We start from the raw sequence: 23,143 nt of genomic DNA, 5'->3' as shown, positions 1-23,143 counted from the left end.
GTTGCCGATCTGGTCCCGCCATGGGTCGGCGCTGCCCCTGGGCCTAGACCGCCGCCTAGACCCGGAACACCGCCATCAACCCCTTCAAGGTAGACACCTGATCCAGCAATACACGGCTGGCACTCTCGGTCTGGCAGGCCCCTTGCGCGGTATCCTGTGCCGAGCAATTGATCGCCACGATGTGCTGGTCGATACCGTGCGCGACAGCCTTCTGCTGCTCGACAGCCGCCGCAATTTGCTGGTTCTGTTCAACGATACCGCCCACCGCCGAGAGGATGTTGGCCAATGCCTGCTGTACTTGGTGGGCCTCGCTCACGGTGCCTGCGGCCATCCGATGGCTGCTGCCCATTGCAGCCACCGCCGCGCCGACACCCGACTGCAGGTGCTGGATCATCTGCGCGATCTCCTCGGTCGAGTCTTGGGTGCGCCGGGCCAAGGTGCGCACTTCATCGGCCACCACCGCAAACCCTCTCCCCTGCTCACCGGCCCGTGCCGCCTCGATGGCGGCATTGAGTGCCAACAGGTTGGTCTGCTCGGCGATACTGCGGATCACTTCCAGCACTCGGCCAATGGCCTGGCTGTGGCCTGCCAACTGGTTCACCACCTCCACGGTCTGGTCGATCTCCGATGCCAGGCGACCGATCCCACTTTGCTGGCTCTCGATCAAGCCACGCCCACTGGCGCCCTCCTGGCTGACCTGCTGTGCGCCGTCTGCCGCCAAGGCCGCACTGCGCACCACCTCAAGGGCTGTGGCGCTCATCTGGTTCATGGCCGTGGCCACATGCTCGATCTGTTCGCGCTGCCCGCCAATCGCCTGGTTACTGCGCGCCGAGATGGCCAGCACTTGCACCGCCTGATCTTCGACCGCCACCACGGTACGGCCGACCTGATCGATCAGGCCACGGATGCGGCGCACGGTTTCGCTGAAGCCTTCGCCGAGTTCGCCCAGCTCATCGCGGCTGTGTGCCTGGAACGTCACCGTCATGTCGCCAGAGGCCACCTTGTCCATGGCGCTGCCTAGCGTGCGCAGCGTTGCTTGGGTGGAAACGTAGAAGCCGCTGTACAGGTAAATGATCAGCACGAACACACTGGCCAGCACTGCGACAAGCGCGGTCATGCGCTGTTGTTGTTCGCCCAGGCGCTGCTGCAATTGGCCCTGCAACTGAACGAGGATGGCCTCGTTGAGGCGGTAAGTCTGCCCGATCAGCTGGCTGGTTTGCTCATAGAAAGCGGCCCAGGGTGAGTCCAGGGTTTCGGCCACCACCACCTGATCCTCGAACACTGTCGCCGCCTGTTTGACCGACGCCAAGCTGCTTTGCACCGCGGCAGCCAGCCCCTGCCTGGCGACAGCATCGTCGACCAAGGCATCGTCCAGTCGCAGCGCATAGTCCGCCCCCAGTCGTTCCAGGCGCTGCAGCAAGTCTTCGAAGCGGGCACTGCCCGCCGAATCGATAAAGCCACGGCCAAGCGCAATGGCCCCCATCGTCCTGCCCTCGCCCAGGGTCTGGGTGACCTGGGCCGTAGCGGTGCCCAGCACCTCACTCAACTGCCTCACCGATGCCTGGTTGTCCTGGCTCAGCCCGGACTGGCTGGCCACCTGTTTGCCCAGGACCTGTGCCTGTGCCAACAGTTTGTCGAACAGCGCGGTCTTGTTCTGCAAGGACGATTCGGCCCGAGCACTGGCAAATGCCTGCGTCAGTTCATCCAGCGTGGCCTGTGGCACTGCGGCGTTGCCTTGCAGCGCCTGCATGTGCGCCTGGGCCTTGTCCTGCAGGGCGGCAATGCGCGGCTCCAGATCACCGGCCTGGCCCGACTGACCGAGGACAGCATTGATTTGCAGGAGGTTGCCGAGGGTTTCCAGGTCTGCACGCAGGGCCAGGCTGGCGCTCAACGGGGCAATGCCCTGCAGTTCGGCGCGTGTGGTCTGGAACTGCTGATAGGCATCGCGCACCAGGTAGAAGCTGGTCGCCAGCAAGGGCAGGAAGAACAGGACGCTGATGAGGCTGAACTTCTGGCCGAAGCTCAGCCGGTTCATCAGTGCAATGGCCGGGTAGAGCAAACGCTTCACGGGGCACCTCCTTGGATTCTTGTTGTTCTGCGAGGGGTAGCACTAGGCCACCTGTATAGCGCAGATCGAATCGGAGGTTTGTAACTTAAGGTTAACCGGAGCCGGCCCGGATGTCAGACCAGCACCGTCCACAACGCAAACCCGGCGTACCACAGCACCGCGCACCGCAGCAGCAGCTCCCACAGACTATCCAGCCGACCGAGGCCACGCTGGCCGTCCTCTTGCTCGGGGATATCATCGGCAATCCGCCCGACACGGGCTACCAGGTGCGCTGCGCTGATATGCCCGTTGAGCAGTTCGTGCAACATCACCCGCGTCACAGCGACGAAATTGCCCACCAGCGCGAAACTCAGTGCCAGCACCCGCACCGGCAGCCAGTCCATGATGTGCCGCAGCTGTTTGGCACGGCTCTGCAGTGCAGGTTGCCCGCTGTGCTCGGCGGTCAAGGCCAACAGCCGATAGGCCAGCGCCGCAGCCGGGCCCAGCACGAAGTACCAGAAGATCACGGCGAAGAAACTCTGGTAGGCCTGCCACAGCAGATAACCCTGCACCCGTACCAGCAACCCTGCCGGCTCGTCAGCCGCCAGGCCCAGATCACGCTCGGCCACATGCAGCGCGGCCTGCTCGTCACCACGCCGCCACGCATCGCGGAACGGCCCCAGTGCGGCTTTGGCATCGCCACGGCCCAGGCTGTAGATCAAAACCAGCAGGTGCACCGGCAAGGCCAGCAGGCCATAGGCTACCGGGTCGAGCACGTACAGCAGTAGCACCAACAACGCGATGGGCGCCAACACCAGGGTGGCCAGGGTCAACCAGGGATGAACCTTGCCGCTGCGCTCAAGGCGCACCAGCTCGCCCAGGAAAAAACCGTCCCGTTGCACCTGTTGGCGCAGGGCAGAGAATTTCTCCACCCACAACGCCAGTATCAACACCAGAAAGCTCATGCCTTGTCCTCGTGGTTCTTCACCGCGCTGCGGTAGCGCTGCCAGTCGAACGCAGGGCCGGGGTCGGTCTTGCGTTGCGGGGCGATGTCGCTGTGCCCCTGGATACGGCCCAGGTCGATGGCCGGAAAGGCGACCTGGATCTGCCGGGTGAGCTGCTCCAGCACCTGGTATTGGGCATCGGTGTAGGGCAGATCATCGGTGCCTTCCAGCTCGATACCTATAGAGAAGTCGTTACAGCCGTCACGCCCGGCGAAACACGACACGCCGGCATGCCAGGCACGGTCAAGCAGCGATACGAACTGGGTCACCGTGCCGTCGCGCTCGACGAAAAGGTGCGCCGATACGGTCAGGTGGCTGATGCTGGCAAAGTAGGGATGCTCGTTGGGGTCCAGGCGATTCTGAAAGAATTGCTGGACCTTGCCACTGCCGAAGCAGGCAGGCGGCAGGCTGATATTGTGGATTACCAGCAGCGAGATCGATTCACCTTCAGGGCGGGCATTGAAATTTGGCGATGGGCAGTGGGTGATTCCGTTTCCGTGGAACCAGCCAGTGGCACGGTCCAATAGCATGGGGCAGATCCTGAAAGCACCGGGTACAGACCAGCAGTATGCCTCGCGCATGCAGCCCTTTGCATGTGAATCATTGTAATGACGGCAAAGCGGTGCGGGCTCAATGAACCAACTGCTGTCGCAACCCTTCGAGCACTGTTTCCAACGTGCGCTCGAACAGCAGCCCGTCATCGAGCAGACGTACCTCGCCACGGCACAACGCCTGGGCCAAGCCTGCGGTGGTCCATTCACGCACCTTCATTCCAGTGCGGTTGGCGAAGACCAGGCGCTCGCGGCTGTCGATACGCGCGACCAGCTTGCAACGCAAGGGTAGGTCGTCCTCCAGCACTTCGACCCAGGCGCCGATACGCAGGCGCTGCGCCGCGCAGGCGGACGCTTCGCCAGCGCGAGCAGGGTGTTCCTGCAATCCGTTTCGCTGGCGTTCGTCCTCGCTGAAGGCGAGGAGCTCTTCGAGCAGCTCGGCGAACAGCGCGCAGTTCTCGGTGAACTCGTTGAGCAGCCGCTGGACGATGCGCTCCACGCGCCCGTGCAGGCTGTCACGCGGGCCCTCGCAGCTGTTCTCCCCGCCAATCGCCGTGGCGGCTACTTCATTGAGCAGACGCCGCGCGGGATGGCTGGCCCGGCTGAACAGGCCTTTGTCCAACAGCGCTACCTTGAGCAGCGGGATGTGCAGGCGTGCGAGCAGCGCTCGAAGGCTCAGCGACAGGCTGTCGTCAGCCTGGATAGACTCGAACAGCAGGCCGACCAGGTTGATCATGTCTTCGTCCGCCGTGGCGAGACGACGACGGGTACCGCTGCGCACGCTGACCCGTAACAGCAGCTGTTCAAGCTGCTGGCCGAGGTCGAAATCACCTTCTTCGACAGTGGCCGGTACATAGTGCTGCAGGTGCGAGAGCAAGCGCAGCAGGTCGGTGCTGCTGATCGGCTGGGCGGCAGCAACCGCCTGCAAACGCGGGGCGATCCGCCCACGCGCTGGCGCCAGCAGGCCCTGCATCGAGGCAAACAGTGCCTGCCCGGCGCTGTCCGCGCCGATGGCATCGTCAGGCCCTAGGTTGCCCGTTATCCGTCGCGCGCCCAGGCGCCGGTCCTCGGTGCGACGGCGAGGTGCAGGCTCAAGTGCTGGCAACACACCGGCGGCCGCCAGTAACAGGTTGGCCTCGCCATACAGCAGGTCGATGTCACGCAGCACATAACGCTCGAACAGTGTCAGCAGGACCAGTTTGACCCGCAGGCAAACGCCCAGATTGTGGCCAGCATCCAGGAAGTAGCCACACAGTGCGGCAGGGCCAAGGGGGTTGTGCTGCGAGCTCATGGGGCGTTCAAGCACGGCCTGCAAGCGCAGGCTCAACTGATCCAGGGCAACCCCGTGGCGTGACAGCACGCGGGCGACCATGGCCTCGATGGCCGCTGCTCGCTCCAGGTGCGCCTTGTTGCGCGCAGCAGCGGTCGCGCCCAAGCCCGCCAGGGGGTCGACCTGGCCAATCCGGGCAAACGTATCGTAGAAGGTATCGAGAAAGCCCCGCTCGATGCTTTTACGCTTGAGGCGCACGTCGCGCATGGCTTCGAAGTACAGGCTCTGGTCAAAGCGGTCGGCCGCCCTGTCGGCCATCTCGAACAGCGTGTCGTCAGCGTTATCGAACAGCGCCTGCAAGCTCTGGCGCAGCTGCAAGGCCGCCTTGTCGCGCACTTGCAGGAGCAGCACCGGGAGGCAAGGCAGGGGCGTGCACGCCCCACGATCGGTGGCAGCCGCCAAGGGCACCACCTTGCCTTCTTTATGCATCCCGAACTCCTTGCTGGGCGACGTGTGCAACAGGGTGAAGAATCGTCAAAGCTATGACGCCAAATACTGGGCGCCATTATCGGTAAAAACACCGACTGCTGCCAGCACCGCGTGCCTGCCCCGTCAAAGACGCTGTTTTTTGAGGGCTTACCCGCGCTGCCCGGCCCAAGCTCGGCTGGATGGCGGCTGTACAGACCGGCCCCCTGCCCTATAATCGCCGGCATCTAGCTTGTGGAGCCGAACATGCCGAACCTACGCCTTGCCGACCTGACTGCCGAGATCGAAGCCAACGTACGCCGTGCGCTGCTGGAGGACATTGGCAGTGGTGACATTACCGCGCAGCTTATTCCGGCCGAGCGCCTGGCCAAGGCAACCATCATCACCCGCGAAGACTGCGTGATCGCCGGCACCGCGTGGGTCGACGCCGTCTTCCGTCAGCTCGATCCGCGGGTGGCCGTGCACTGGCAGGTGGCCGATGGCGAACGAGCGACGGCCAACCAGGTACTGTTCCACCTCGAAGGCCCGGCACGCTCGCTGCTCAGCGGCGAGCGCTGCGCGCTGAACTTCCTGCAGATGCTGTCGGGCGTGGCCACCCGGGCCCGCATGCTCGCCGACCTGGTGGAGGGCACCCAGGTACGCCTGCTCGACACCCGCAAAACCCTGCCAGGGCTGCGCCTGGCGCAGAAGTACGCGGTGACGTGTGGGGGTTGCCACAACCACCGTATCGGCCTGTATGACGCCTTCCTGATCAAGGAAAACCACATTGCCGCCAGCGGTGGCGTGTCCGAAGCAGTCGCTGCGGCACACCGGATCGCCCCAGGCAAACCGGTTGAAATCGAAGTGGAAAGTTTGGATGAACTGCGTCAGGCACTGAGCGCAGGCGCCGATATCATCATGCTCGACGAATTGACCCAGGATCAGATGCGCGAAGCCGTGCGCATTACCGCTGGCAAGGCCAAGCTCGAGGCCAGTGGCGGGGTGAACGAGAGCACGTTGCGGGTGATTGCCGAGACGGGTGTGGACTACATCTCGATAGGGGCGATGACCAAGAATGTGAAGGCAGTCGACCTGTCGATGCGGCTGAGCCTGTAAGGCAGGCGGCGGCTGGACGGGCGCCTTCACCAAGCAGCCCGCTCCCACAGGTTTGGCGCAATGGACCAGGAAATGCGCTATCCCTGTGGGAGCGGGCTTGTTGGCGACGGGCTGCGTAGCAGCCTCGCTAGCGCCAACTGACCGGTATAGCCAGAAGGCGGTGTTTCAGGGCATGAATCAGAACGAAGCGTTGGCCAGGCCGTCCAGGTAACGCTCGACATCCAGCGCTGCCATGCAGCCAGCACCGGCCGAGGTGATGGCCTGACGGTACACGTGGTCAGCCACGTCGCCTGCCGCGAACACGCCTTCGACATTGGTGGCAGTCGCGTTGCCTTCACGTCCACCGTTGACCACCAGGTAGCCGTCCTTCAGGGTCAGCTGGCCTTCGAACAGCGAGGTGTTCGGGGTGTGGCCAATGGCGATGAACACGCCATCGACCTTGATTTCGTCGCTGCTGCCGTCGTTGTTTTTCAGGCGCGCACCGGTCACGCCCATGTTGTCACCCAATACTTCATCCAGGGTGGCGTTGAGCTTGAGCTCGATCTTGCCTTCGGCGACCCGGGCGTGCAGCTTGTCGACCAGGATTTTCTCGGCGCGGAACGTGTCGCGACGATGGACCAGGGTCACCTTGCTGGCGATGTTGGCCAGGTACAGCGCCTCTTCCACAGCGGTGTTGCCGCCGCCGACCACAGCGACCGGCTTGTTGCGATAGAAGAAACCGTCGCAGGTAGCGCAGGCCGAAACGCCCTTGCCCATGAAGGCTTCTTCCGACGGCAGGCCCAGGTAGCGAGCGCTGGCACCGGTAGCGACAATGAGTGCGTCACAGGTGTAGGTGCCGCTGTCGCCCGTCAGGGTGAAAGGTTTGTTGGCCAGGTCGACGGCGTTGATGTGGTCGAACACGATCTCGGTCTCGAAACGCTCGGCGTGTTCCTGCATGCGCTGCATCAGGGCCGGGCCGGTCAGGCCGTGGGGGTCACCTGGCCAGTTGTCGACTTCGGTGGTGGTGGTCAGCTGGCCGCCAGCCTGCATGCCGGTGATCAGCAGCGGCTTGAGGTTGGCGCGGGCGGCGTAGACCGCAGCGCTGTAACCGGCAGGGCCGGAACCGAGGATGATGACGCGCGAATGACGTACTTCAGACATGTCGAACTCCTGTCGAGCGGGCCGCAGGGGCCGGCATCGATATACCGGCTGCGCCAGCTGGAAATTAAAAAGGACCCACGCAGCACTTGGGGAAGGCTACAACGCGCAGGCCCATAAACCGGAAAGTTGAGCGCACTGTAGCGAGGTGGCAGAGATTAAGGAAATATCCTTCGACAATCCACCTCATAGGCAACCTCTATACGTGAAATTCACCTATGGAAACGGCCCTGGCGCTTTTGTTACAGGCGGTGTCCCGCCCTGCCCCCACCTTTCGTCGGCGTGGCAAAGCCGGTAAGGTCAGCGCGTTTTCCCTTCTCTGCGGAGTATCCCGATGCAAGCCCCTGTCCTCTCCGGCCCCCAGTACCTGCGCGAAGGCCTGAAACTGGTGCTGAGTCCCAACCTGCGGTTGTTCGTCCTGCTGCCGCTGGCGGTCAACGTGCTGCTGTTCGGTGGCCTGATCTACTTCGCTGGCCACCAGTTCAGGCTATGGCTCGATGCCTTGATACCGGCGCTGCCAGACTGGCTGAGTTTTCTCAGCTACATTCTCTGGCCGCTGTTCGTCGCCTTGCTGGTGTTGATGGTGTTCTTCACGTTCACCTTGGTGGCCAACCTCATCGCCGCACCGTTCAATGGTTTTCTGGCCGAGAAAGTCGAGGTGGTGGTGCGTGGCGAAGACAACTTCCCTGCCTTCAGCTGGGGCGAACTGGTGGCTATGGTGCCGCGCACGTTCAGCCGCGAGATGCGCAAGCTGGGTTATTTTCTGCCGCGTGCCATCGGCCTGTTCATCCTGTCGTTCATCCCGGTGGTCAATGTGATCGCCGCGCCGCTGTGGCTGGTGTTCGGTGTGTGGATGATGGCCATCCAGTACATCGACTACCCGGCGGACAACAACAAGATGAGCTGGCAGGACATGCTCGCCTGGTTGCGCCAGAAGCGCTGGCAGAGCATGGGCTTTGGCGGCATCACCTACCTGGCGTTGCTTATCCCCGGTGTGAACGTGCTGATGATGCCGGCAGCAGTGGCCGGGGCGACATTGTTCTGGGTGCGCGAGCGTCACTGAGCACTCTGACGACGCGCAGTGTCTGCAGGAGCGCCCCGGCAGGGCCGCTCCTGCATCGATCGCTTATTGGCTGAGCTGGCTGGAAAACTGCCCCACCGCATCCACCACCTTCTTCGCCCCGTCCTGAATCTCGACGATTACCCCACCGGTATCCGCGGCCAGTGCCAGGCCCTGTTCGGCCTGGCGCTTGCTGGTGTCGATGATGTCCACTGCCGCCTGGGCCAGCTGTTCGTTCTGCTGCACCACCTTGGCGATCTCTTCGGTAGCGGCACTGGTACGTGAGGCGAGCTGACGCACTTCGTCGGCGACCACAGCGAAGCCACGGCCCTGCTCACCGGCACGTGCCGCTTCGATGGCCGCATTGAGCGCCAGCAGGTTAGTCTGCCCGGCAATGTCGCTGATGGTCTTGATGATCGCGCCAATCACTTTCGACTGCTTGTCCAGCGCCTGAATGCCCTCGGCGGCATCCTGCATCGACCCTTCCAGGCCGCGCATCACCTGCACGGTCTGGGTCACTACATCGGTGGCCTTGCGCGCACTGTTGTCGGTTTCAAGCGAGGTGTTGTAGGCAATGTCTGCTGCCTGTGCCACCGCCTGCTCCTGATTGACCTGGTCGGTGATCACAGTGGCGAACTTGACTACCTTGTACAGCACGTCATGGGCGTCGAAGATCGGGTTATAGGACGCCTCCAGCCATACCGTGCGTCCATGGGCATCGATCCGCTTGAAACGATCGGCCACGTACTCGCCACGGCGCAGCTTTTCCCAGAACGCCTGATAGCCAGTAGCGTTTGCCTGCTCCGGCTCACAGAATATGCGGTGATGCTTGCCGCGAATCTGCTCCAGGCTGTAACCCACCGTCTGCAGGAAGCGGTCGTTGGCGGTCAGGACCTGGCCGTCGAGGTTGAATTCGATTACTGCCGTGGAGCGCATCAACGCCTTGATGAGGCTCTCGTGCTCGCGTGAGGTTTCGATGGTGCGGGTCAGGTCGCTGGAGTGCATCGAGAAATGCTTGATGCGTCCGTCGCCGCTCTTGACCGGCTGCAGGATCGAACGCAACCACGCCTCCTCACCGTTGCCGCGCAGTAGGCGGAATGCTCCGTTAAGGTGTTCACCGCGGGTGATCGCGCTGTGCATGCGCTGATAGAAGTCGAGCTTCTTCACATGTGCCGGCACGATCTCCTCGATGTTACGCCCGATCAGTTGCTCGGCGCGGTAGAGCATTTCTTTCTCGAAATTGCTGTTGACCTGCTCGATCCGCCCTTGCGGGTCAAGCTGGAGCACCAACATTTCACTGTCGAGGCTGCTCTTGACCTGCTCGACGCACATCAGCTCTTCGCGCAGTTGCTGGATTTCTTTCTTGAGCTTGCTGTTGAACATCACCGCTCTCCCGGAGCGAATCACCTGATCGAATGCATCTTCATCGGCTGCTGCGGGGAAGTTCTTGAGCGGCCCGCAAGGAAATATTCGCAAAGGCGAATGCCAGAAATCAGGCGTCATCAGCGTGTCACCAAGCCGTCACATGAGCGCAATGCAGTAGGCGGACACTTTTTGTCATGAATACACCTGCTCTACGCATAACCCTCGTCAGCGAAACCTTCCCACCCGAAATCAATGGGGTGGCCAATACCCTTGGTCGCCTGAGCGACGGCCTGCGACAACGCGGGCACTGGGTGGAGATCGTGCGGCCGCGGCAAGCCGGCGAAGGGCCTGCGAGCGACGACCCGGCGCTGCTGTTGTGCCGGGGGTGGGCGTTGCCAGGCTACCCTGGCCTGCAATGGGGTGAGGTGTCGATGCACAAATTGCTGCGCCGCTGGAGCAGGCAGCGGCCCGATGTGTTGTACATCGCCACCGAAGGCCCGCTGGGGCTGAGTGCGCTGCGCGCTGCCAGGCGGCTGGGCATTGCGGTGGTCAGTGGTTTTCACACCAACTTCCCACAGTACTCCGGCCAGTACGGCCTGGGCCTGTTGGCGCGGCTGCTCACCCATTACTTGCGCTGGTTCCACCGGCGTACCGCCGCCACCCTGGTACCCAGTGCCAGCCAACGCCTGGAACTTGAGCGGCGCGGCTTCGAGCGCCTGGCCTTGATGGCCCGGGGCGTCGATGCCTGCCTGTTCAACCCGGCCCGGCGCAACCAGGTGCTGCGTGAGGCCTGGGGGCTGGGCGCGGACGACATCGCCGTGCTGCATGTAGGACGCCTGGCTGCGGAAAAGAACCTGACCCTGATGCGCCCCTGCCTGGATGCATTGCAAAAGACTTATCCACAGCAGCGCTTACGGCTGGTGATCGTGGGCGACGGCCCACAACGGGCCAGCCTCCAACAGCATCTACCAGATGCCGTGTTCTGCGGCGCCCTGCGCGGGGAAGTACTGGCCGAACACTACGCCAGCGGCGACCTGTTCCTGTTCCCGAGCCTGACTGAAACCTTTGGCAACGTGGTGCTCGAAGCCATGGCGTCCGGGCTGGCGGTGGTCGCCTACGACGAAGCCGCGGCCGCCCAGCATATCCGCCACGGCCACAGCGGTGCATTGGCCATGCCGGGGGACCAGGCGGCCTTCATTGATGCGGCGTGCTGGCTGCTCGAAGAAAGCGAAACCCTGCGCCGGGTACGCCTCAATGCCCGTCAGCATGCCAGCCGCCAGGGTTGGCCGGCGATCGTCGAGCAATTCGAGGCGCACCTGTCCAATGCCTACCACGCGATGCCGGGCGTGGGCGAAGCGGCCGGGACCACGCTGGCGATCAAGCCAGGGTCGTCAGTGCCTCGCGGCTGAACGGCAATACGTCTGCTTCACGCCCTTCGCGGACTTTTTGCGCCCACTCGGCGTCCACCAGCAATGCACGGCCGACGGCCACCAGGTCGAACTCTTCATCACCCAGGCGCCGCAACAAGTCTTCCAGGCTGGCCGGCCTGGCGACCTTGTCGGTATCGACCATGAATTGAAGAAACTCGCCATCGAGCCCGACGCTGCCCACGGTGATGGTCGGCTTCCCGGTCAATGTGCGGGTCCACCCCGCCAGGTTGAGCTGGGAGCCTTCGAATTCCGGCTCCCAGAACCGTCGAGTGGAGCAATGGAAGATATCCACACCGGCTTCGGACAACGGCTTGAGGAAAGCGCCCAGCGCCTCCGGCGTTTCTACCAGGCGTGCGCTGTAGTCCTGCTGCTTCCACTGCGAGAAGCGGAAAATGATCGGGAAATCCGGCCCCACTGCAGCCCGAACCGCCTGGATCAGCTCAATGGCAAAACGCGAGCGGCCAGCCAGGTCGCCGCCGTACTCATCGTCCCGCTGGTTGCTGGCTGCCCAGAAGAACTGGTCGATCAGGTAGCCATGGGCACCATGAATCTCCACCCCATCCATACCAATGGCCTGGGCATCACGCGCCGCCTGGGCGAACGCAGCGATCACCTCACGGATGTCCTCGTGGCTCATGCCGTGCACCACTCGCTGACCGTCCTTGATCTTCTCGCTCGGCCCGTAGCCGGGCACGCTGGCATCCGGCTCGGTGCCCAGGCGTCGCACGGCGCCCACGTGCCAGAGCTGCGGCACGATTCGCCCGCCTGCGCCATGCACAGCGTCAACCACACGTTTCCACCCCTGCAGCGCCTCCTGGCCATGAAAACGCGGAACATTGGGGTAGCCATTGGCCGCTTTGTGCCCGACCGTGGTGCCCTCGGTGATGATCAGGCCCACGCCGGCAGCGGCGCGGCGACGGTAATACTCGATCACGCCGTCATGGGGAATGCCACCGGGGCAGAAGGTGCGGGTCATTGGCGCCATGACGACACGGGTCGGCAGCTCGAGCGCGCCGAGGGTGAAGGGCTGGAACAGTGGGTTGCTAGGCATGGGGCGCTTCCGTCTGCATGAGGAAATACGCCTGAGGTTAGGGCGACCGCAGCGCCTGGCCTAGCATTATTGATCCGGGTGATTCTGGGTCATGGGTGGGGCCGCACCGCGGCCCGAATAGTCAGCCCAGTGCTTTTTCGATAGCCTGCACCACTGCAGGATCATCTGGCGGCGTGCGCGGGGCAAACCGTGCCAGCACCCGCCCATCCTTGCCCACTAGAAACTTCTCGAAGTTCCAGGTGATGTCACCTGGGAACTCTGCCCCCTCACCCGCCAGCAACCGGTACAGCGAATGACGCTGCGGCCCGTTCACCTCAAGCTTGGCACCCAGCGCAAAGCTCACGCCGTAATTGAGGGTGCAAAACGCCTGAATTTCTTTGTCGCTGCCAGGCTCTTGCCCGGCAAACTGGTTACAGGGCAAGCCAAGCACGCTGAAACCTTTGTCCTTGAACTGCTGCTGCAACTTTTCCAACGAAGCGTATTGCGGCGTCAGGCCACACTTGGAGGCGACATTGACCACCAGCACCACCTGGCCCTTGAACGGAGCCAGGGGCAGGTCCTGGCCATCCAGCGCCTTTAACGTCAGGTCGTGAAATGCACTCATGTTGAAATCCCCTCTCAGGTTCCCGGTTGCCGCTGGGGCGAATCGCGCCCACTAAAAAGGCGCTCATCCAAGCCGTGCAACTCCCCGCGGGGGGAGGCCTGTCGGCTTGTCCGAGCGCCTGGCGACTCTCTGAGCTTAGCGCAGAAAATCAGTGGTGATGGCCACCTTCACCATGGATGTGGCGGTGAGCGATTTCTTCTTCGCTGGCATCACGCACGTCGACGACCTTGACCTTGAAGTTCAGGCGCTGGCCGGCCAGTGGGTGGTTGCCGTCAACGGTGACGTCGTCGCCATCGATGTCGCGGATAGTGACGATCTGCATCTGGCCATCCGGCGCCGAAGCGTGGAACTGCATGCCCACTTCCAGCTCGTCGACGCCTTCGAACAGGCTGCGGTTCAGGGTACTGACCAGTTCGGCCAGGTATTCGCCGTAGGCCTCTTCCGGCTCGATGGTAACGTCCAGCTCGTCACCGGCTTGCTTGCCTTCCAGGGCTTTTTCCAGGCCCGGGATGATGTTGGCGGCACCGTGCAGGTAAACCAGCGGCGCGCCACCGGCGGAGCTGTCGATGGTCTCCCCGGCGTCGTTGGTCAGGGTATAGTCGATGGAGACTGCCTTGTTGGCGGCGATCAGCATGGGGCAAGACCTTTTGCAAAAGTATGTAGAGCGGACAAGTGTAACCAAGGCATCGCCCGATTGCGAACGCAGCTCGGACAAGCAGAGGCCCATCAGTCGGATCACGGGCTTTCACCAGGACCCGGATGGCCACTGGGTGGTCGAGCTGTCCTGCGGCCATACCCAGCACCTGCGCCACCAACCACCGTGGCAGGCACGCCCTTGGGTGCTCGACCCTCAACAGCGGGCACAACGCATTGGCCAGGCGTTCGCCTGTGGCTGGTGTGCACGGCAGGCCGATAACGCTACCCTTGGCCGTTAATTTTTTGCACCGCTTATTTCGAGAAGCACGCATGCAGACATTTTTCATTGCGCCGACCGACTTTGGTGTCGGCCTGACCTCCATCAGCCTGGGCCTGGTGCGTACCTTGGAACGTGCCGGGCTCAAGGTTGGCTTCTTCAAGCCGATCGCCCAGCCCCACCCGGGCGACACGGGGCCGGAGCGCTCCACCGAACTGGTCGCCCGCACCCACGGCATCAAGCCGCCGTTGCCCCTGAGCCTGGCCCAGGTCGAACGCATGCTGGGCGATGGCCAACTGGACGAGCTGCTCGAAGAAATCATCCGCCTCTATCAGCAAGCCTGCATCGGCAATGACGTAGTGGTGGTCGAAGGCATGGTGCCGACGCGTCACGCCAGCTATGCCGCGCGGGTCAACCTGCACCTGGCCAAAAGCCTGGATGCCGAGGTGATCCTGGTCTCGGCGCCAGAAAACGAAGTGCTCAGCGAATTGTCCGGGCGCGTGGAGTTGCAGGCCCAGCTGTTCGGCGGCCCACGCGACCCCAAAGTCCTGGGGGTGATCCTCAACAAGGTTCGCACCGACGAGAGCATGGGCGAATTCGCCACGCGCCTGCGCGAGCACTCGCCCCTGCTGCGTAGCAATGATTTCCGCCTGCTCGGTTGCATCCCCTATCAGCCCGAACTGAACGCCCCGCGCTCCCGCGACGTGGCCGAACTGCTTGGCGCTCAGGTGCTCAATGCCGGCGATTACGAGCAGCGGCGCATGAACAAGATCATCATCTGCGCGCGTACCGTGGCCAACACCGTGCCGCTGCTGACCCCTGGCACCCTGGTGGTAACGCCGGGCGACCGCGACGATATCATCCTCGCCGTGAGCCTGGCAGCGATCAACGGCGTACCGCTGGCCGGCCTGCTGCTGACCAGCGACAGCAAACCCGACGCTCGCATTCTCGGCCTGTGCCGCGGGGCCTTGCAGGCAGGCCTGCCGATCCTCTCGGTAAGCACCGGCTCCTATGACACAGCCAACCAGCTCAACTCGCTCAACCGCGAGATACCGGTGGATGACCGCGAGCGCGCCGAATTCATCACCGACTTCGTCGCCAGCCACCTCGACGCCGAGTGGCTGCACCAGCGCTGTGGCACGCCGCGTGAGCTGCGCCTGTCACCGGCGGTATTCCGTTACCAGTTGATTCAGAGGGCCCAACAGGCCAACAAGCGCATCGTCCTGCCCGAAGGCGCCGAGCCCCTGCTGGTGCAGGCCGCCGCCATCTGCCAGGCGCGTGGGATTGCCCGTTGCGTGCTATTGGCCAAGCCCGAAGCCGTCGAAGCGGTGGCCCGCGCACAAGGCATCACCCTGCCAGCTGACCTGGAAATCCTCGACCCCGAGCTGATTCGCGGGCGCTATGTCGAACCCATGGTCAACCTGCGCAAGAGCAAGAACCTCAATGCGCCGATGGCCGAGCAGCAGTTGGAGGACCCGGTGGTGATCGGCACCATGATGCTGGCGCTCGACGAAGTCGATGGCCTGGTGTCGGGCCTGGTGCACTCCACCGCCAACACCATCCGACCTGCGCTGCAGTTGATCAAGACCGCCCCGGGGGCGAGCCTGGTGTCGTCGGTATTCTTCATGCTGTTCCCCGAGCAGGTGCTGGTATACGGCGACTGTGTGATGAACCCGCACCCCAGTGCCAACGAGCTGGCGGAAATCGCCCGCCAGAGCGCCGAATCGGCACACACCTTCGGCATTGCGCCACGGGTGGCAATGATCAGCTATTCAAGCGATTCGGCGAGCGATGAGGAAGTGGAGAAGGTGCGCGAAGCGACGCGCCTGGCCCAGGAAACGCAAACGGGCCTGTTGATCGATGGCCCGCTGCAGTACGACGCCGCCGCCAACCCGGACATTGCCCGCCAGCTGGCCCCGGACAGCGCGGTGGCCGGGCGTGCCACTGTGTTCGTGTTCCCCGACCTCAATACCGGTAATACCACCCACAAGGCAGTGCAGCGCAGTACCGACGGGGTCAGCCTGGGCCCGATGCTCCAGGGGCTGCGCAAGCCGGTGAACGACTTGCCGCGGGGGGCGCAGGTGGACGACATCGTGCATACCATCGCCCTGACCGCGATTCAGGCCAGCGTCGTGCGTTAAAGGCTGCGGGGCTGCATTGGCAGCCCCGCAGGCCAATCAGGGGTACTGCTGAACCTGACCCTGCTGGTCATACTGCTGGCCCGGGATGGGCTTCAGGTTGACCTCGACTCGACGATTCTGCGCACGGCCATTGGCATCGGCGTTGCTCGCAATCGGCTGGTCCGGGCCCATGCCGCGAATCGACACACGCGAAGCGTCCACACCTTGGGACGTCAGGTAGGTACCGACCGATTGAGCGCGGCGCTGCGACAGGTCCATGTTGTGCTGGCGGCTGCCGGTGCTGTCGGTGAAACCGACCACTTCAATGGTGTTCTGGTTGAACTGTTTGAACGAGCTGGCCAGGTTGTTCAGTGGCGCATAGAAGCTCGGTGCAATATTCGCCGAGTCGGTGGCGAAGGTGATGTTGCCCGGCATGATCAACTTGATCTGGTCACCCTGGCGCTGTACCTCGACGCCTGTATTGGCCATCTGCGCGCGCAGCTCGGCTTCCTGTTTGTCGGCGTAGTAGCCGTAACCGGCGGCGGCGGCACCCACTGCGGCGGCGCCAATCAACGCGCCTTTGCCACGGTGGTTGTGATCGATGGCGGCACCGGCGATGGCACCGGCCAACGCGCCCAGGCCGCCGTACTTGGCGGTCTTGCTCATCCCCGTAGAATCGCCCTGCGCCTGGCCTTGGCTGTCATAAGGGTTCTGCCCGGCGCAGCCGGTCATCAGGGCTGCGGCGGTTGCGACGATAATCAGACGACGCATGGTGAACATGGACAAGCTCCTACAAAAAATTCATATGTGCGGCAGATCGCATACGGAACGATGCCAGGCTTGGATTGCAGGTGGGCGAAATAATTCCATGAAACACTGTTCATGCGGGCTCAGGCCCGTACGAACGGGTTCTCGCGCATCTCGTCACCCAGGCGGGTATCCGGGCCATGGCCGGTGACCACGATGGCCTCTTCATCCAGGCGGTACAGCCGCTCCTTGATCGAACGAACGATAGCCCGCTGATCGCCGCCCCACAAATCGGTACGGCCGATACCACGGCGGAACAGGGTATCCCCGGCAATCAGCAGTTTGGCGTCAGCGAACCAGAAACTCATCGACCCCGGCGTGTGCCCGGGTGTGTGCAACGCCACACCACAGCCGCAGGCCAGCTCTTCGTCGTCGCCCAGCCAGCGGTCAGGCGGCGGTACCGGCGTGTAGGGCACCCCGAACATCTGGCACTGCATCTGCAGGTTGTCCCACAGCGGCTGGTCGTCCTTGTGCAGGTGCAGCGTGGCGCCGGTGAGCGCCTTGAGCTGGCCCGAAGCGAGGAAGTGATCGAAGTGGGCGTGGGTGTGGATGATGCTCACCAGTGTCAAGCCGTGGGCCTGCAGGCGGGCGAGGATCTTGTCCGGGTCGCCGCCGGGATCGACGACGATGGCTTTTCTGGTCAGCGGGTCGCCAATCAGGGTGCAGTTACACTGCAAAGGGCCTACCGGGAAGGTTTCACGAATTAAGGTGGTTGGGGCAGCGCTCATGGGAAACTCCTGACGACTGCCCGGATGTTATCGCTGCCAATGTCAGGGAGGCAATTATGCAGTCCCAGCGCAGCTGGAGCCGCAAGCCCCGCAAAATCAGGGTAGATACAACCTGAACAACCCACCCCCAAGCGTCCCGCCATTGGCAATCTCGATCCGCCCGCGTACACCGTTACGCTCATGCAATGCCGCAATCCGCGCCGCGAAGTACAGGCCAAGCCCGGTGCTGCCGCTTTGCGCATCGATGCCCTGAACGTAATCCTGCTGCCGCTCAAGCATTCGCGCTGGGTAGCCAGGGCCGTCATCGTTGACGCTGATCACCAACTGCTCGTTTTCTTCCTCGATGCTGATCAGCAGCGCGTGCCCGGCATACCGGGTGGCATTGGTGACCACATTGGCAATCACCGACGCCACCAGCTCACGATCGAAAAAGCCCAATGGGTTGTCACCGTCGATCCGCCAGGTGGCGAGGATGTCGTTATGCTCCAGCACTTGCTGGTGGGCAGCCAGCTGGGCTTCGATGAAATCGTCCAGCTCATGGTAGTCCGGGCACACCGGCAACTGGTTGACACCCAGCTTGTACAACCCCAGCAACTGCACCAGCATGCCGTTGAGGTGGCGGAACTCGTGTTCGATCACCCCTTGCTCGGTGCCGCCACGCAGCGCCTCGGGCAGGCGCGCCAGCCACTGGTCGTGGGACTGGATGAGCGCAGACAGCGAGTTTTTCAGGTCGTGCACGGTGGAGGCGATCACCGTGGAAAAATCCAGCCCCTGATTGTCCTGGCTCATGCGCCGAAAACCTTGATGTGCAATTTGCGATAGCGGTCATAGCGGCTGTCGCTGGCAGGTATTCCAGCCACGCTGGTCAGGCAGTTGCGGCACTCCTGCAAGATCGCCGGCGGCGTGGTTTCGCCACCGATGCGCAGCAGCGCCTGGGCCGTGTTCAGGGCAATACTGATGTTCTTGGGCTGCAATGACAAGGCCTTGCGGAACATCTGCAAGGCCTCGTTGAGCTGCCCGGCCTGGTAGCTGCGTACTCCCTGACGGTTGAGGTCGACCGCCTCGGTGACGGCACCGAGCACACCGGGGTCGTCAGTCAGCCTGGCCACGCTTTGCATCACGCTAGGATCGTCACCGTAGGTTTCCACGCAGCCCCTGAGGATGGTACTGCCAGCGGCTTCCTGGCCAAGCGCCTGCAGTTGCTTGGCCACTGTCAGGGCGGCCTCGACCGAGAAGAACTGGTCCATCTTGTCCAGCCGCTGCATGGCCTGCTCGGTCAGTTTGGCCGCCGTTTCCGCATCGCCTGCCTGCTGCAGGCTGGCGGCCTTCATCAGGCGCGCACGCACTTGCAGGCCCTGGTCCTCGACGTTGTCCTTGGCTACCTCACTGAGCACGGTGTTGATTTCGACGCGGGTGCGCGCATCCAGGCCGAAGCCTGCGTTCTTGTTCATCAATGCCTGCACCAGCCCGAGGTTGCTCTCGGCATCTTTGTAGCGCGAGCTCTGGCCCTGGTTCACCGCGTGGCGAAACGCCTTGGACGCGCTCTCGAAATCTTCGTTGTCCAGCGCCAGCTTGCCCAGTGCGGCCTGACGGCGCACGGCCAGAGGCGAAAGGCGCACGGCCTCCTCGAGCATGTGCTGCGCACGCTTGGTTTCACCCTGGGCCACCAGCACGTTGGCCATGCCATCGTACAGGCCAGGCATGATCGGGAACGCCTTGAGCGCCTGTTCGTAGACACCCTGGGCCTGGGCATTCTGGCCGCGCTTGTGCATCAGGCTGCCCAGTGCCGAGTACACCCATGGTTGCGGGCGGCTGGCGAGGATGGCCTTGAGGAACTTCTCCAACTCATCGAAACGGTTGAGATCGCGCAGAGCATCGGCGCGGTAGCGCAGGCACAGCGGTGCGAAACGCGGGTCTTTCTTGCACAGCTCGGCGCAAGCGGCCAGTACTTCAGCAGGACGACCACGGTCCAGCGCCTGGAGTATCGGCTTGAGCAAGGTTTTGCGCTGCGTCAGTTTCTCCAGCCGCTGGGCCAGGCCGACGCGGTTGAACGGCTTGGTCAGGTACGCATCAGGCTCGTGTTCGAGGGCGCTGAGCACGATGGCCTGGCTGCTCTCGGCAGTCACCATGATGAAGACACACTCGTGGCTGATCAGCTTGTCGAGGATCAGGTCCTCGAGCACCTGCTGGCCGTTTTTCTTGCCGTCACCAAGGTGGAAGTCCTGGAGTATGTAGTCATAGCGCTTCTGCCCGCACATGCGCAGGGCCTGTTCACCGCTGTCGGCAGTGTCCACGTCACGAACGCCCAGTTCGCGCAGCATGGAACGCGTCGACGTGCGGAAATCGGTGAAGTCGTCGACGATCAGAAAGCTCTTTTGCCCGTACTGCAGCATCAACACAACCTGTCTTGGATGATGGGGAGGAGTGTGCGTGGCGATGCGTACCGCCGACCCTTGTATCGGCCACCGGTCTGGAAAGATGAGCGCAACGCGCAATAATGGCTTTGAGCCATCATTTTAGCGAGCCATCACGCCCGTGGCTACGATCAGGCCAGCAAGCCCAGCGACTTGGCGCGCGCCACGGCCTGGGTACGCCGCTCCACCCCCAGTTTGCTGTTGATATGGCTGGCGTGGGTCTTGACGGTGTGCAGTGATATGAACAGCCGCTCACTGATCTGCTGGTTCGAACAACCCTGAGCGATCAATTCGAGCACGGCCAGCTCACGGCCACTCAAAGCCTCACCGGTGCTGCCACCGGGTACGGCCAAGGCGGGTAGGCGGGCCAGCAACTCCACCTGAACCTTGCAGGCGACACGCGCAAGCAACTGCTCCCGCAGCCACAAGGGATGCAGTTCGACCAGGCGCTGAAAAGGCTGCAACACGCCACCTTGCGCCGCCGCCATGGCCGCCGGCAGAAGCTCGGCGGCGTGCGCCTCCTTCCCCTGCTCAAGCGCCAAGGCAATCCATTGGCACAGGGCGTTGAGGGCCAACATCATGCCGCCGCTGGCCTGGCCCTGCTCGACCAGGCCGTGCAGACGCCTGGCGGCCTCATCAGTGCGGCCCTGAATGCGCTCGAGCAAGGCTTGCTGCAATTCGATGTGCAGCGGCAGCAACGGGTGGAACTCGGGTGCCGCCGCTGGCTGTTCGCCGCCGTATGTCTGGCCCAGGCGTAGCAACCAGGACTCGGCCAGGTCGATTCGCCCCTGGCTCAGCCACAACTCGCACTTCACCAGCGTGATCATGGCCAGGTAGAACACCGGCGGCACATCCCAGATGTGCATCAACCGCTCCGCCTCGGCAAGCTCGGCGAAGGCTTCGGCATAATGGCCCTCACGGCCATCGAGCGAAGCGATTACGCAGTGGCCGATCAGCACACTGATGTCACGACAGGCACGTGCCTCACCCAGCCCGGCCCGCAGGCGGGCGCGCCCTTGCGCAGGTTGCAGACGTGCCACCAGCAGGTAGCCCTCGTACAGGGTCAGCCGCGCACGCACGGCATACAGGCGCTGCGCCGATAGCCCCTGCAGCCGCTGCAGGCCCTGGCGCACCTCGCTCAGTGCACGCAGCGCCTCGCCCCGGGCATGCAGCACGCGGGCACGATCGTAGTGAGCCAAGGCCTCGAACAAGGGGTTGCCCACCCGCTGAGCCAGCTCCAACGCCTCACGGTTCCAGCCGCGAGCTCGCCAGAAGTCCGCATCGGCAATCGCCAGGTTGGACAACGTCGACAGGCACACCAGGCGCTGACCATAACGCTTGCCTGGCAGGCTCTGCAGGGCCTCTTCGCAGTAGGCCAAGGTGCGCTCACGATCGCCACGGCCACGGGCGATCACCCCGCTCAGCGCGAGCCATTGCGCCAGCATGGACTTTTGCGCCGTTGCCGAGGGGGCAGGCAGGAAGCGGCTGAGGTAGCTGGCCAGCTCCTGCGCCGCATCCAGTTGGCAGGCCAGGCCCAGTGCCCAGCTGTACAGCACGATCAAGCGTGGGGTGCTGATCAGCAGGCTGTCGGGCAGGTCCATCTTCCAGCGCAGCAGCATGCCGACGTTCTGCTCCGCCAGCAGTTGCTCCTCGGACAGGCTCTGGACCAGGTCTGCGGCAACATCGAGGTGGCCAGCACGCAGCGCCTGCTCTACCGCTTCGTCGAGCAACCCCTGGGCCTGGAACCAGCGGCAGGCGCGCAGGTGCAGGTGTGCCTGCGGCACGCTGGACTGGCGGCTGCGCAATAGGTCGGAGAACAGATGGTGGTAGCGGTACCAGTCGCCGTGCTCGTCCAGCGGCACCAGAAACACTTGATGGGACTGAAGGTAGCTGAGCGTGGCAGCGCTGTCGGTGCGTTCACGCAGCGCATCGCACAATGCGGCGCAGAAACGCTCCTGGCACGCGGTCTCGAACAAGAACGACTGTACCTCTGCGGGGAGGATATCGATGACCTCTTCGAGCAGGTAATCGCGAATCAGGCCTTCACCGCCATGCAAGGCCTGCGGCAAGGTATGCTCATCGCCGGACTCGCTGGCCGCCAGCTGCCAGAAGCGCAACCCGGCCACCCAACCGTCGCTGCGCTGGATCAGGTTATCCAGCGCTTGGCCACGCAGCCCTGTAGGCTGGCGGCCGAGCACTGCCAGCGCTTCATCGGGCGTCAGGCGCAGATCCTGTTCGTTGAGCTCGACCAATTGCCGTGACAGGCGCAGCCGCGCCAGGTGCCAGCCCGGCCGCTGGCGGCTGGTAATCAGCAGCACCAGGCCGCTTGGCAGGTGATTGAGGAAAAACTGCAGGCAGCGATCGAGCACCGGCCCCTGAGCCAGGTGATAGTCGTCCAGCACCAGCAGCAAAGGTGTATCGGCCTGCAGGTGCAGGGCCAGCTCATCGAGCAGGCCATCGAGCCATTCTTCATAGGCAAACGGCTGATGGCGCTGGCGCATTTTCAGCAGGCCCATGGCCTGGCCACCCAAGGCTGGGCAATATTGCTGCAGGCCTTCGAGCAGGCGCTCCAGAAAGCGACCGGGGTCGGCATCGCGCTGGCTGAGGCCCAGCCAGAGGCTGCGCCAATGCTCGGGCAGCGACTCGGAAAACTCGATAGCCAGGGAGCTCTTGCCGAAACCCGCCGGGGCATTCACTAGCAGCAGGCGCCCCGCGAGGCCGGCTTGCAGGCGCTGGCACAAGCGCGCACGCGGCACGTGGCCATCCGGTAGCGGTGGCCGGAAGAAACGCCCGTCCAGCAGGCCGAGGGCCTGGCTGGCGAATCCATGCGTACGGGACAGATCTGTCATGGCCGGCTCGTTCTAATTGGAAGACTACGGCGGTACGGATTGTTGCGAGACTAGCGGGTAACGCCGCACATTTGAAGATGATGGGCGCCATTGGCCCGAAAAAGACTACAACAAAAAGCAACATCGCTGACAGACAGGCGCTGTCACGGGGCTTTGGCGAAGCATTCACCGGCCTTATTGGCCTGGGCAGGGCCGGAACAGAAACGCCCCGG

At 63.4% G+C, this 23,143-nt stretch carries 18 protein-coding genes and 3 pseudogenes; 5 read left to right on the top strand and 16 right to left on the bottom strand.

Going from position 1 to position 23,143, the window contains the following annotated elements; genetic code table 11:
- Positions 1-55 precede the first annotated feature (55 nt).
- From L6D80_RS30285 to L6D80_RS11370, 5 genes and pseudogenes are all read right to left on the bottom strand, one after another.
- A complete protein-coding gene (locus tag L6D80_RS30285) occupies positions 56-760 on the bottom strand; it encodes a methyl-accepting chemotaxis protein (RefSeq protein WP_371419527.1) in 705 nt (234 codons plus the stop codon).
- A gap of 153 nt (positions 761-913) precedes the next feature.
- Positions 914-1,117: pseudogene (locus L6D80_RS30280) on the bottom strand (HAMP domain-containing protein); the annotation flags it as partial.
- A gap of 1,064 nt (positions 1,118-2,181) precedes the next feature.
- Complete coding sequence (gene ampE, locus L6D80_RS11380) at positions 2,182-3,012, bottom strand: regulatory signaling modulator protein AmpE (RefSeq protein ID WP_176513558.1); 831 nt, start codon at positions 3,010-3,012, stop codon at positions 2,182-2,184.
- Positions 3,009-3,581, bottom strand: a complete 573-nt coding sequence (gene ampD, locus L6D80_RS11375) for a 1,6-anhydro-N-acetylmuramyl-L-alanine amidase AmpD (protein WP_176513556.1) — start codon at positions 3,579-3,581, stop codon at positions 3,009-3,011. The genes ampE and ampD overlap by 4 nt, the downstream gene beginning before the upstream one ends.
- Before the next feature lie 100 nt (positions 3,582-3,681).
- Positions 3,682-5,361 carry a DUF1631 family protein gene (locus L6D80_RS11370; protein ID WP_176513554.1) on the bottom strand — a complete coding sequence of 560 codons (1,680 nt, stop codon included), beginning with the start codon at positions 5,359-5,361 and terminating at the stop codon, positions 3,682-3,684.
- 243 nt (positions 5,362-5,604) lie between these two features.
- Between L6D80_RS11370 and nadC the strand changes: the two genes are divergently transcribed.
- Positions 5,605-6,453 (top strand): carboxylating nicotinate-nucleotide diphosphorylase, encoded by an 849-nt coding sequence (nadC, locus tag L6D80_RS11365; protein ID WP_176513552.1) that lies wholly within the window; start codon positions 5,605-5,607, stop codon positions 6,451-6,453.
- Between the two features lie 177 nt (positions 6,454-6,630).
- Here nadC and trxB read toward each other — a convergent pair whose 3' ends face one another.
- On the bottom strand, positions 6,631-7,593 hold the full coding sequence (gene trxB / locus L6D80_RS11360) for a thioredoxin-disulfide reductase (protein WP_054900753.1): 963 nt from the start codon (positions 7,591-7,593) through the stop codon (positions 6,631-6,633).
- Positions 7,594-7,924: 331 nt separating this feature from the next.
- Here trxB and cysZ point away from each other — a divergent pair, with 331 nt between their 5' ends.
- Positions 7,925-8,653: a sulfate transporter CysZ gene (gene cysZ / locus L6D80_RS11355; protein ID WP_054900752.1), complete on the top strand. Its 729-nt coding sequence runs from the start codon at positions 7,925-7,927 to the stop codon at positions 8,651-8,653.
- Positions 8,654-8,716: 63 nt separating this feature from the next.
- Here cysZ and L6D80_RS30275 read toward each other — a convergent pair.
- Both L6D80_RS30275 and L6D80_RS30270 read right to left on the bottom strand, forming a co-directional pair.
- Positions 8,717-9,145: pseudogene (locus L6D80_RS30275) on the bottom strand (methyl-accepting chemotaxis protein); the annotation flags it as partial.
- Between the two features lie 111 nt (positions 9,146-9,256).
- A pseudogene (locus L6D80_RS30270) lies at positions 9,257-9,943 on the bottom strand (PAS domain-containing protein); the annotation flags it as partial.
- A 266-nt stretch (positions 9,944-10,209) separates the two neighbouring features.
- On the opposite strand from L6D80_RS30270, the gene L6D80_RS11345 reads away from it, so the two are divergent.
- Positions 10,210-11,424, top strand: coding sequence for a glycosyltransferase family 4 protein (locus L6D80_RS11345; RefSeq protein WP_176513548.1), 1,215 nt, complete (start codon positions 10,210-10,212; stop codon positions 11,422-11,424).
- Here the strand turns inward: L6D80_RS11345 and L6D80_RS11340 are convergent.
- From L6D80_RS11340 to L6D80_RS11330, 3 genes are all read right to left on the bottom strand, one after another.
- Positions 11,393-12,496, bottom strand: a complete 1,104-nt coding sequence (locus L6D80_RS11340) for an NADH:flavin oxidoreductase (RefSeq protein ID WP_054900749.1) — start codon at positions 12,494-12,496, stop codon at positions 11,393-11,395. The two genes, L6D80_RS11345 and L6D80_RS11340, sit on opposite strands and share 32 nt — an antisense overlap.
- A gap of 121 nt (positions 12,497-12,617) precedes the next feature.
- Positions 12,618-13,100 (bottom strand): glutathione peroxidase, encoded by a 483-nt coding sequence (locus tag L6D80_RS11335; RefSeq protein WP_054900748.1) that lies wholly within the window; start codon positions 13,098-13,100, stop codon positions 12,618-12,620.
- A gap of 148 nt (positions 13,101-13,248) precedes the next feature.
- Entirely contained in the window at positions 13,249-13,734 is a 486-nt protein-coding gene (locus tag L6D80_RS11330) for an FKBP-type peptidyl-prolyl cis-trans isomerase (protein WP_054900786.1), read from the bottom strand.
- On the opposite strand from L6D80_RS11330, the gene L6D80_RS11325 reads away from it, so the two are divergent.
- A complete protein-coding gene (locus L6D80_RS11325; RefSeq protein WP_082422744.1) occupies positions 13,733-14,035 on the top strand; it encodes a DUF3565 domain-containing protein in 303 nt (100 codons plus the stop codon). The genes L6D80_RS11330 and L6D80_RS11325 overlap by 2 nt on opposite strands.
- A 31-nt stretch (positions 14,036-14,066) precedes the next feature.
- The gene (gene pta, locus L6D80_RS11320; protein WP_176513546.1) at positions 14,067-16,154 is read left to right on the top strand and encodes a phosphate acetyltransferase; all 2,088 of its coding nucleotides are present in this window, start codon (positions 14,067-14,069) and stop codon (positions 16,152-16,154) included.
- Between the two features lie 36 nt (positions 16,155-16,190).
- On the opposite strand, the gene L6D80_RS11315 is transcribed toward pta, so the two are convergent.
- The 5 genes from L6D80_RS11315 to L6D80_RS11295 all read right to left on the bottom strand — a co-directional run bounded on the left by L6D80_RS11315 (position 16,191) and on the right by L6D80_RS11295 (position 22,931).
- Positions 16,191-16,913, bottom strand: coding sequence for a YiaD family glycine zipper/OmpA-like lipoprotein (locus tag L6D80_RS11315; protein ID WP_054900745.1), 723 nt, complete (start codon positions 16,911-16,913; stop codon positions 16,191-16,193).
- Positions 16,914-17,023: 110 nt separating this feature from the next.
- Complete coding sequence (locus L6D80_RS11310) at positions 17,024-17,668, bottom strand: MBL fold metallo-hydrolase (protein ID WP_054900744.1); 645 nt, start codon at positions 17,666-17,668, stop codon at positions 17,024-17,026.
- 96 nt (positions 17,669-17,764) lie between these two features.
- On the bottom strand, positions 17,765-18,457 hold the full coding sequence (locus L6D80_RS11305; RefSeq protein WP_054900743.1) for a sensor histidine kinase: 693 nt from the start codon (positions 18,455-18,457) through the stop codon (positions 17,765-17,767).
- Entirely contained in the window at positions 18,454-20,061 is a 1,608-nt protein-coding gene (locus tag L6D80_RS11300) for a tetratricopeptide repeat-containing response regulator (protein WP_176513544.1), read from the bottom strand. Before L6D80_RS11300 ends, L6D80_RS11305 begins: the two co-directional genes overlap by 4 nt.
- Positions 20,062-20,213: 152 nt before the next feature.
- Positions 20,214-22,931, bottom strand: a complete 2,718-nt coding sequence (locus tag L6D80_RS11295) for a winged helix-turn-helix domain-containing protein (RefSeq protein WP_176513542.1) — start codon at positions 22,929-22,931, stop codon at positions 20,214-20,216.
- Positions 22,932-23,143: the final 212 nt, after the last annotated feature.

This window comes from Pseudomonas ceruminis, assembly GCF_021602025.1.
Classification (GTDB): Bacteria; Pseudomonadota; Gammaproteobacteria; order Pseudomonadales; family Pseudomonadaceae; genus Aquipseudomonas; species Aquipseudomonas ceruminis.
Note: the sequence above shows the minus strand (reverse complement) of the source record. Positions and strands in the feature narration are given on the sequence as shown.

What these genes read in the sequence shown, in the direction of transcription:
- L6D80_RS11345 (WP_176513548.1), top strand. Translation starts at nt 10,210, where the DNA reads ATGAATACACCTGCTCTACGCATAACCCTCGTCAGCGAAACCTTCCCA.
- L6D80_RS11305 (WP_054900743.1), bottom strand. Translation starts at nt 18,457, where the DNA reads ATGAGCCAGGACAATCAGGGGCTGGATTTTTCCACGGTGATCGCCTCC.
- ampD (WP_176513556.1), bottom strand. Translation starts at nt 3,581, where the DNA reads ATGCTATTGGACCGTGCCACTGGCTGGTTCCACGGAAACGGAATCACC.
- L6D80_RS11340 (WP_054900749.1), bottom strand. Translation starts at nt 12,496, where the DNA reads ATGCCTAGCAACCCACTGTTCCAGCCCTTCACCCTCGGCGCGCTCGAG.
- nadC (WP_176513552.1), top strand. Translation starts at nt 5,605, where the DNA reads ATGCCGAACCTACGCCTTGCCGACCTGACTGCCGAGATCGAAGCCAAC.
- L6D80_RS11325 (WP_082422744.1), top strand. Translation starts at nt 13,733, where the DNA reads ATGGGGCAAGACCTTTTGCAAAAGTATGTAGAGCGGACAAGTGTAACC.
- trxB (WP_054900753.1), bottom strand. Translation starts at nt 7,593, where the DNA reads ATGTCTGAAGTACGTCATTCGCGCGTCATCATCCTCGGTTCCGGCCCT.
- L6D80_RS11330 (WP_054900786.1), bottom strand. Translation starts at nt 13,734, where the DNA reads ATGCTGATCGCCGCCAACAAGGCAGTCTCCATCGACTATACCCTGACC.
- pta (WP_176513546.1), top strand. Translation starts at nt 14,067, where the DNA reads ATGCAGACATTTTTCATTGCGCCGACCGACTTTGGTGTCGGCCTGACC.
- ampE (WP_176513558.1), bottom strand. Translation starts at nt 3,012, where the DNA reads ATGAGCTTTCTGGTGTTGATACTGGCGTTGTGGGTGGAGAAATTCTCT.
- L6D80_RS11310 (WP_054900744.1), bottom strand. Translation starts at nt 17,668, where the DNA reads ATGAGCGCTGCCCCAACCACCTTAATTCGTGAAACCTTCCCGGTAGGC.
- L6D80_RS11370 (WP_176513554.1), bottom strand. Translation starts at nt 5,361, where the DNA reads ATGCATAAAGAAGGCAAGGTGGTGCCCTTGGCGGCTGCCACCGATCGT.
- L6D80_RS30285 (WP_371419527.1), bottom strand. Translation starts at nt 760, where the DNA reads ATGAGCGCCACAGCCCTTGAGGTGGTGCGCAGTGCGGCCTTGGCGGCA.
- L6D80_RS11300 (WP_176513544.1), bottom strand. Translation starts at nt 20,061, where the DNA reads ATGCTGCAGTACGGGCAAAAGAGCTTTCTGATCGTCGACGACTTCACC.
- L6D80_RS11295 (WP_176513542.1), bottom strand. Translation starts at nt 22,931, where the DNA reads ATGACAGATCTGTCCCGTACGCATGGATTCGCCAGCCAGGCCCTCGGC.
- cysZ (WP_054900752.1), top strand. Translation starts at nt 7,925, where the DNA reads ATGCAAGCCCCTGTCCTCTCCGGCCCCCAGTACCTGCGCGAAGGCCTG.
- L6D80_RS11335 (WP_054900748.1), bottom strand. Translation starts at nt 13,100, where the DNA reads ATGAGTGCATTTCACGACCTGACGTTAAAGGCGCTGGATGGCCAGGAC.
- L6D80_RS11315 (WP_054900745.1), bottom strand. Translation starts at nt 16,913, where the DNA reads ATGTTCACCATGCGTCGTCTGATTATCGTCGCAACCGCCGCAGCCCTG.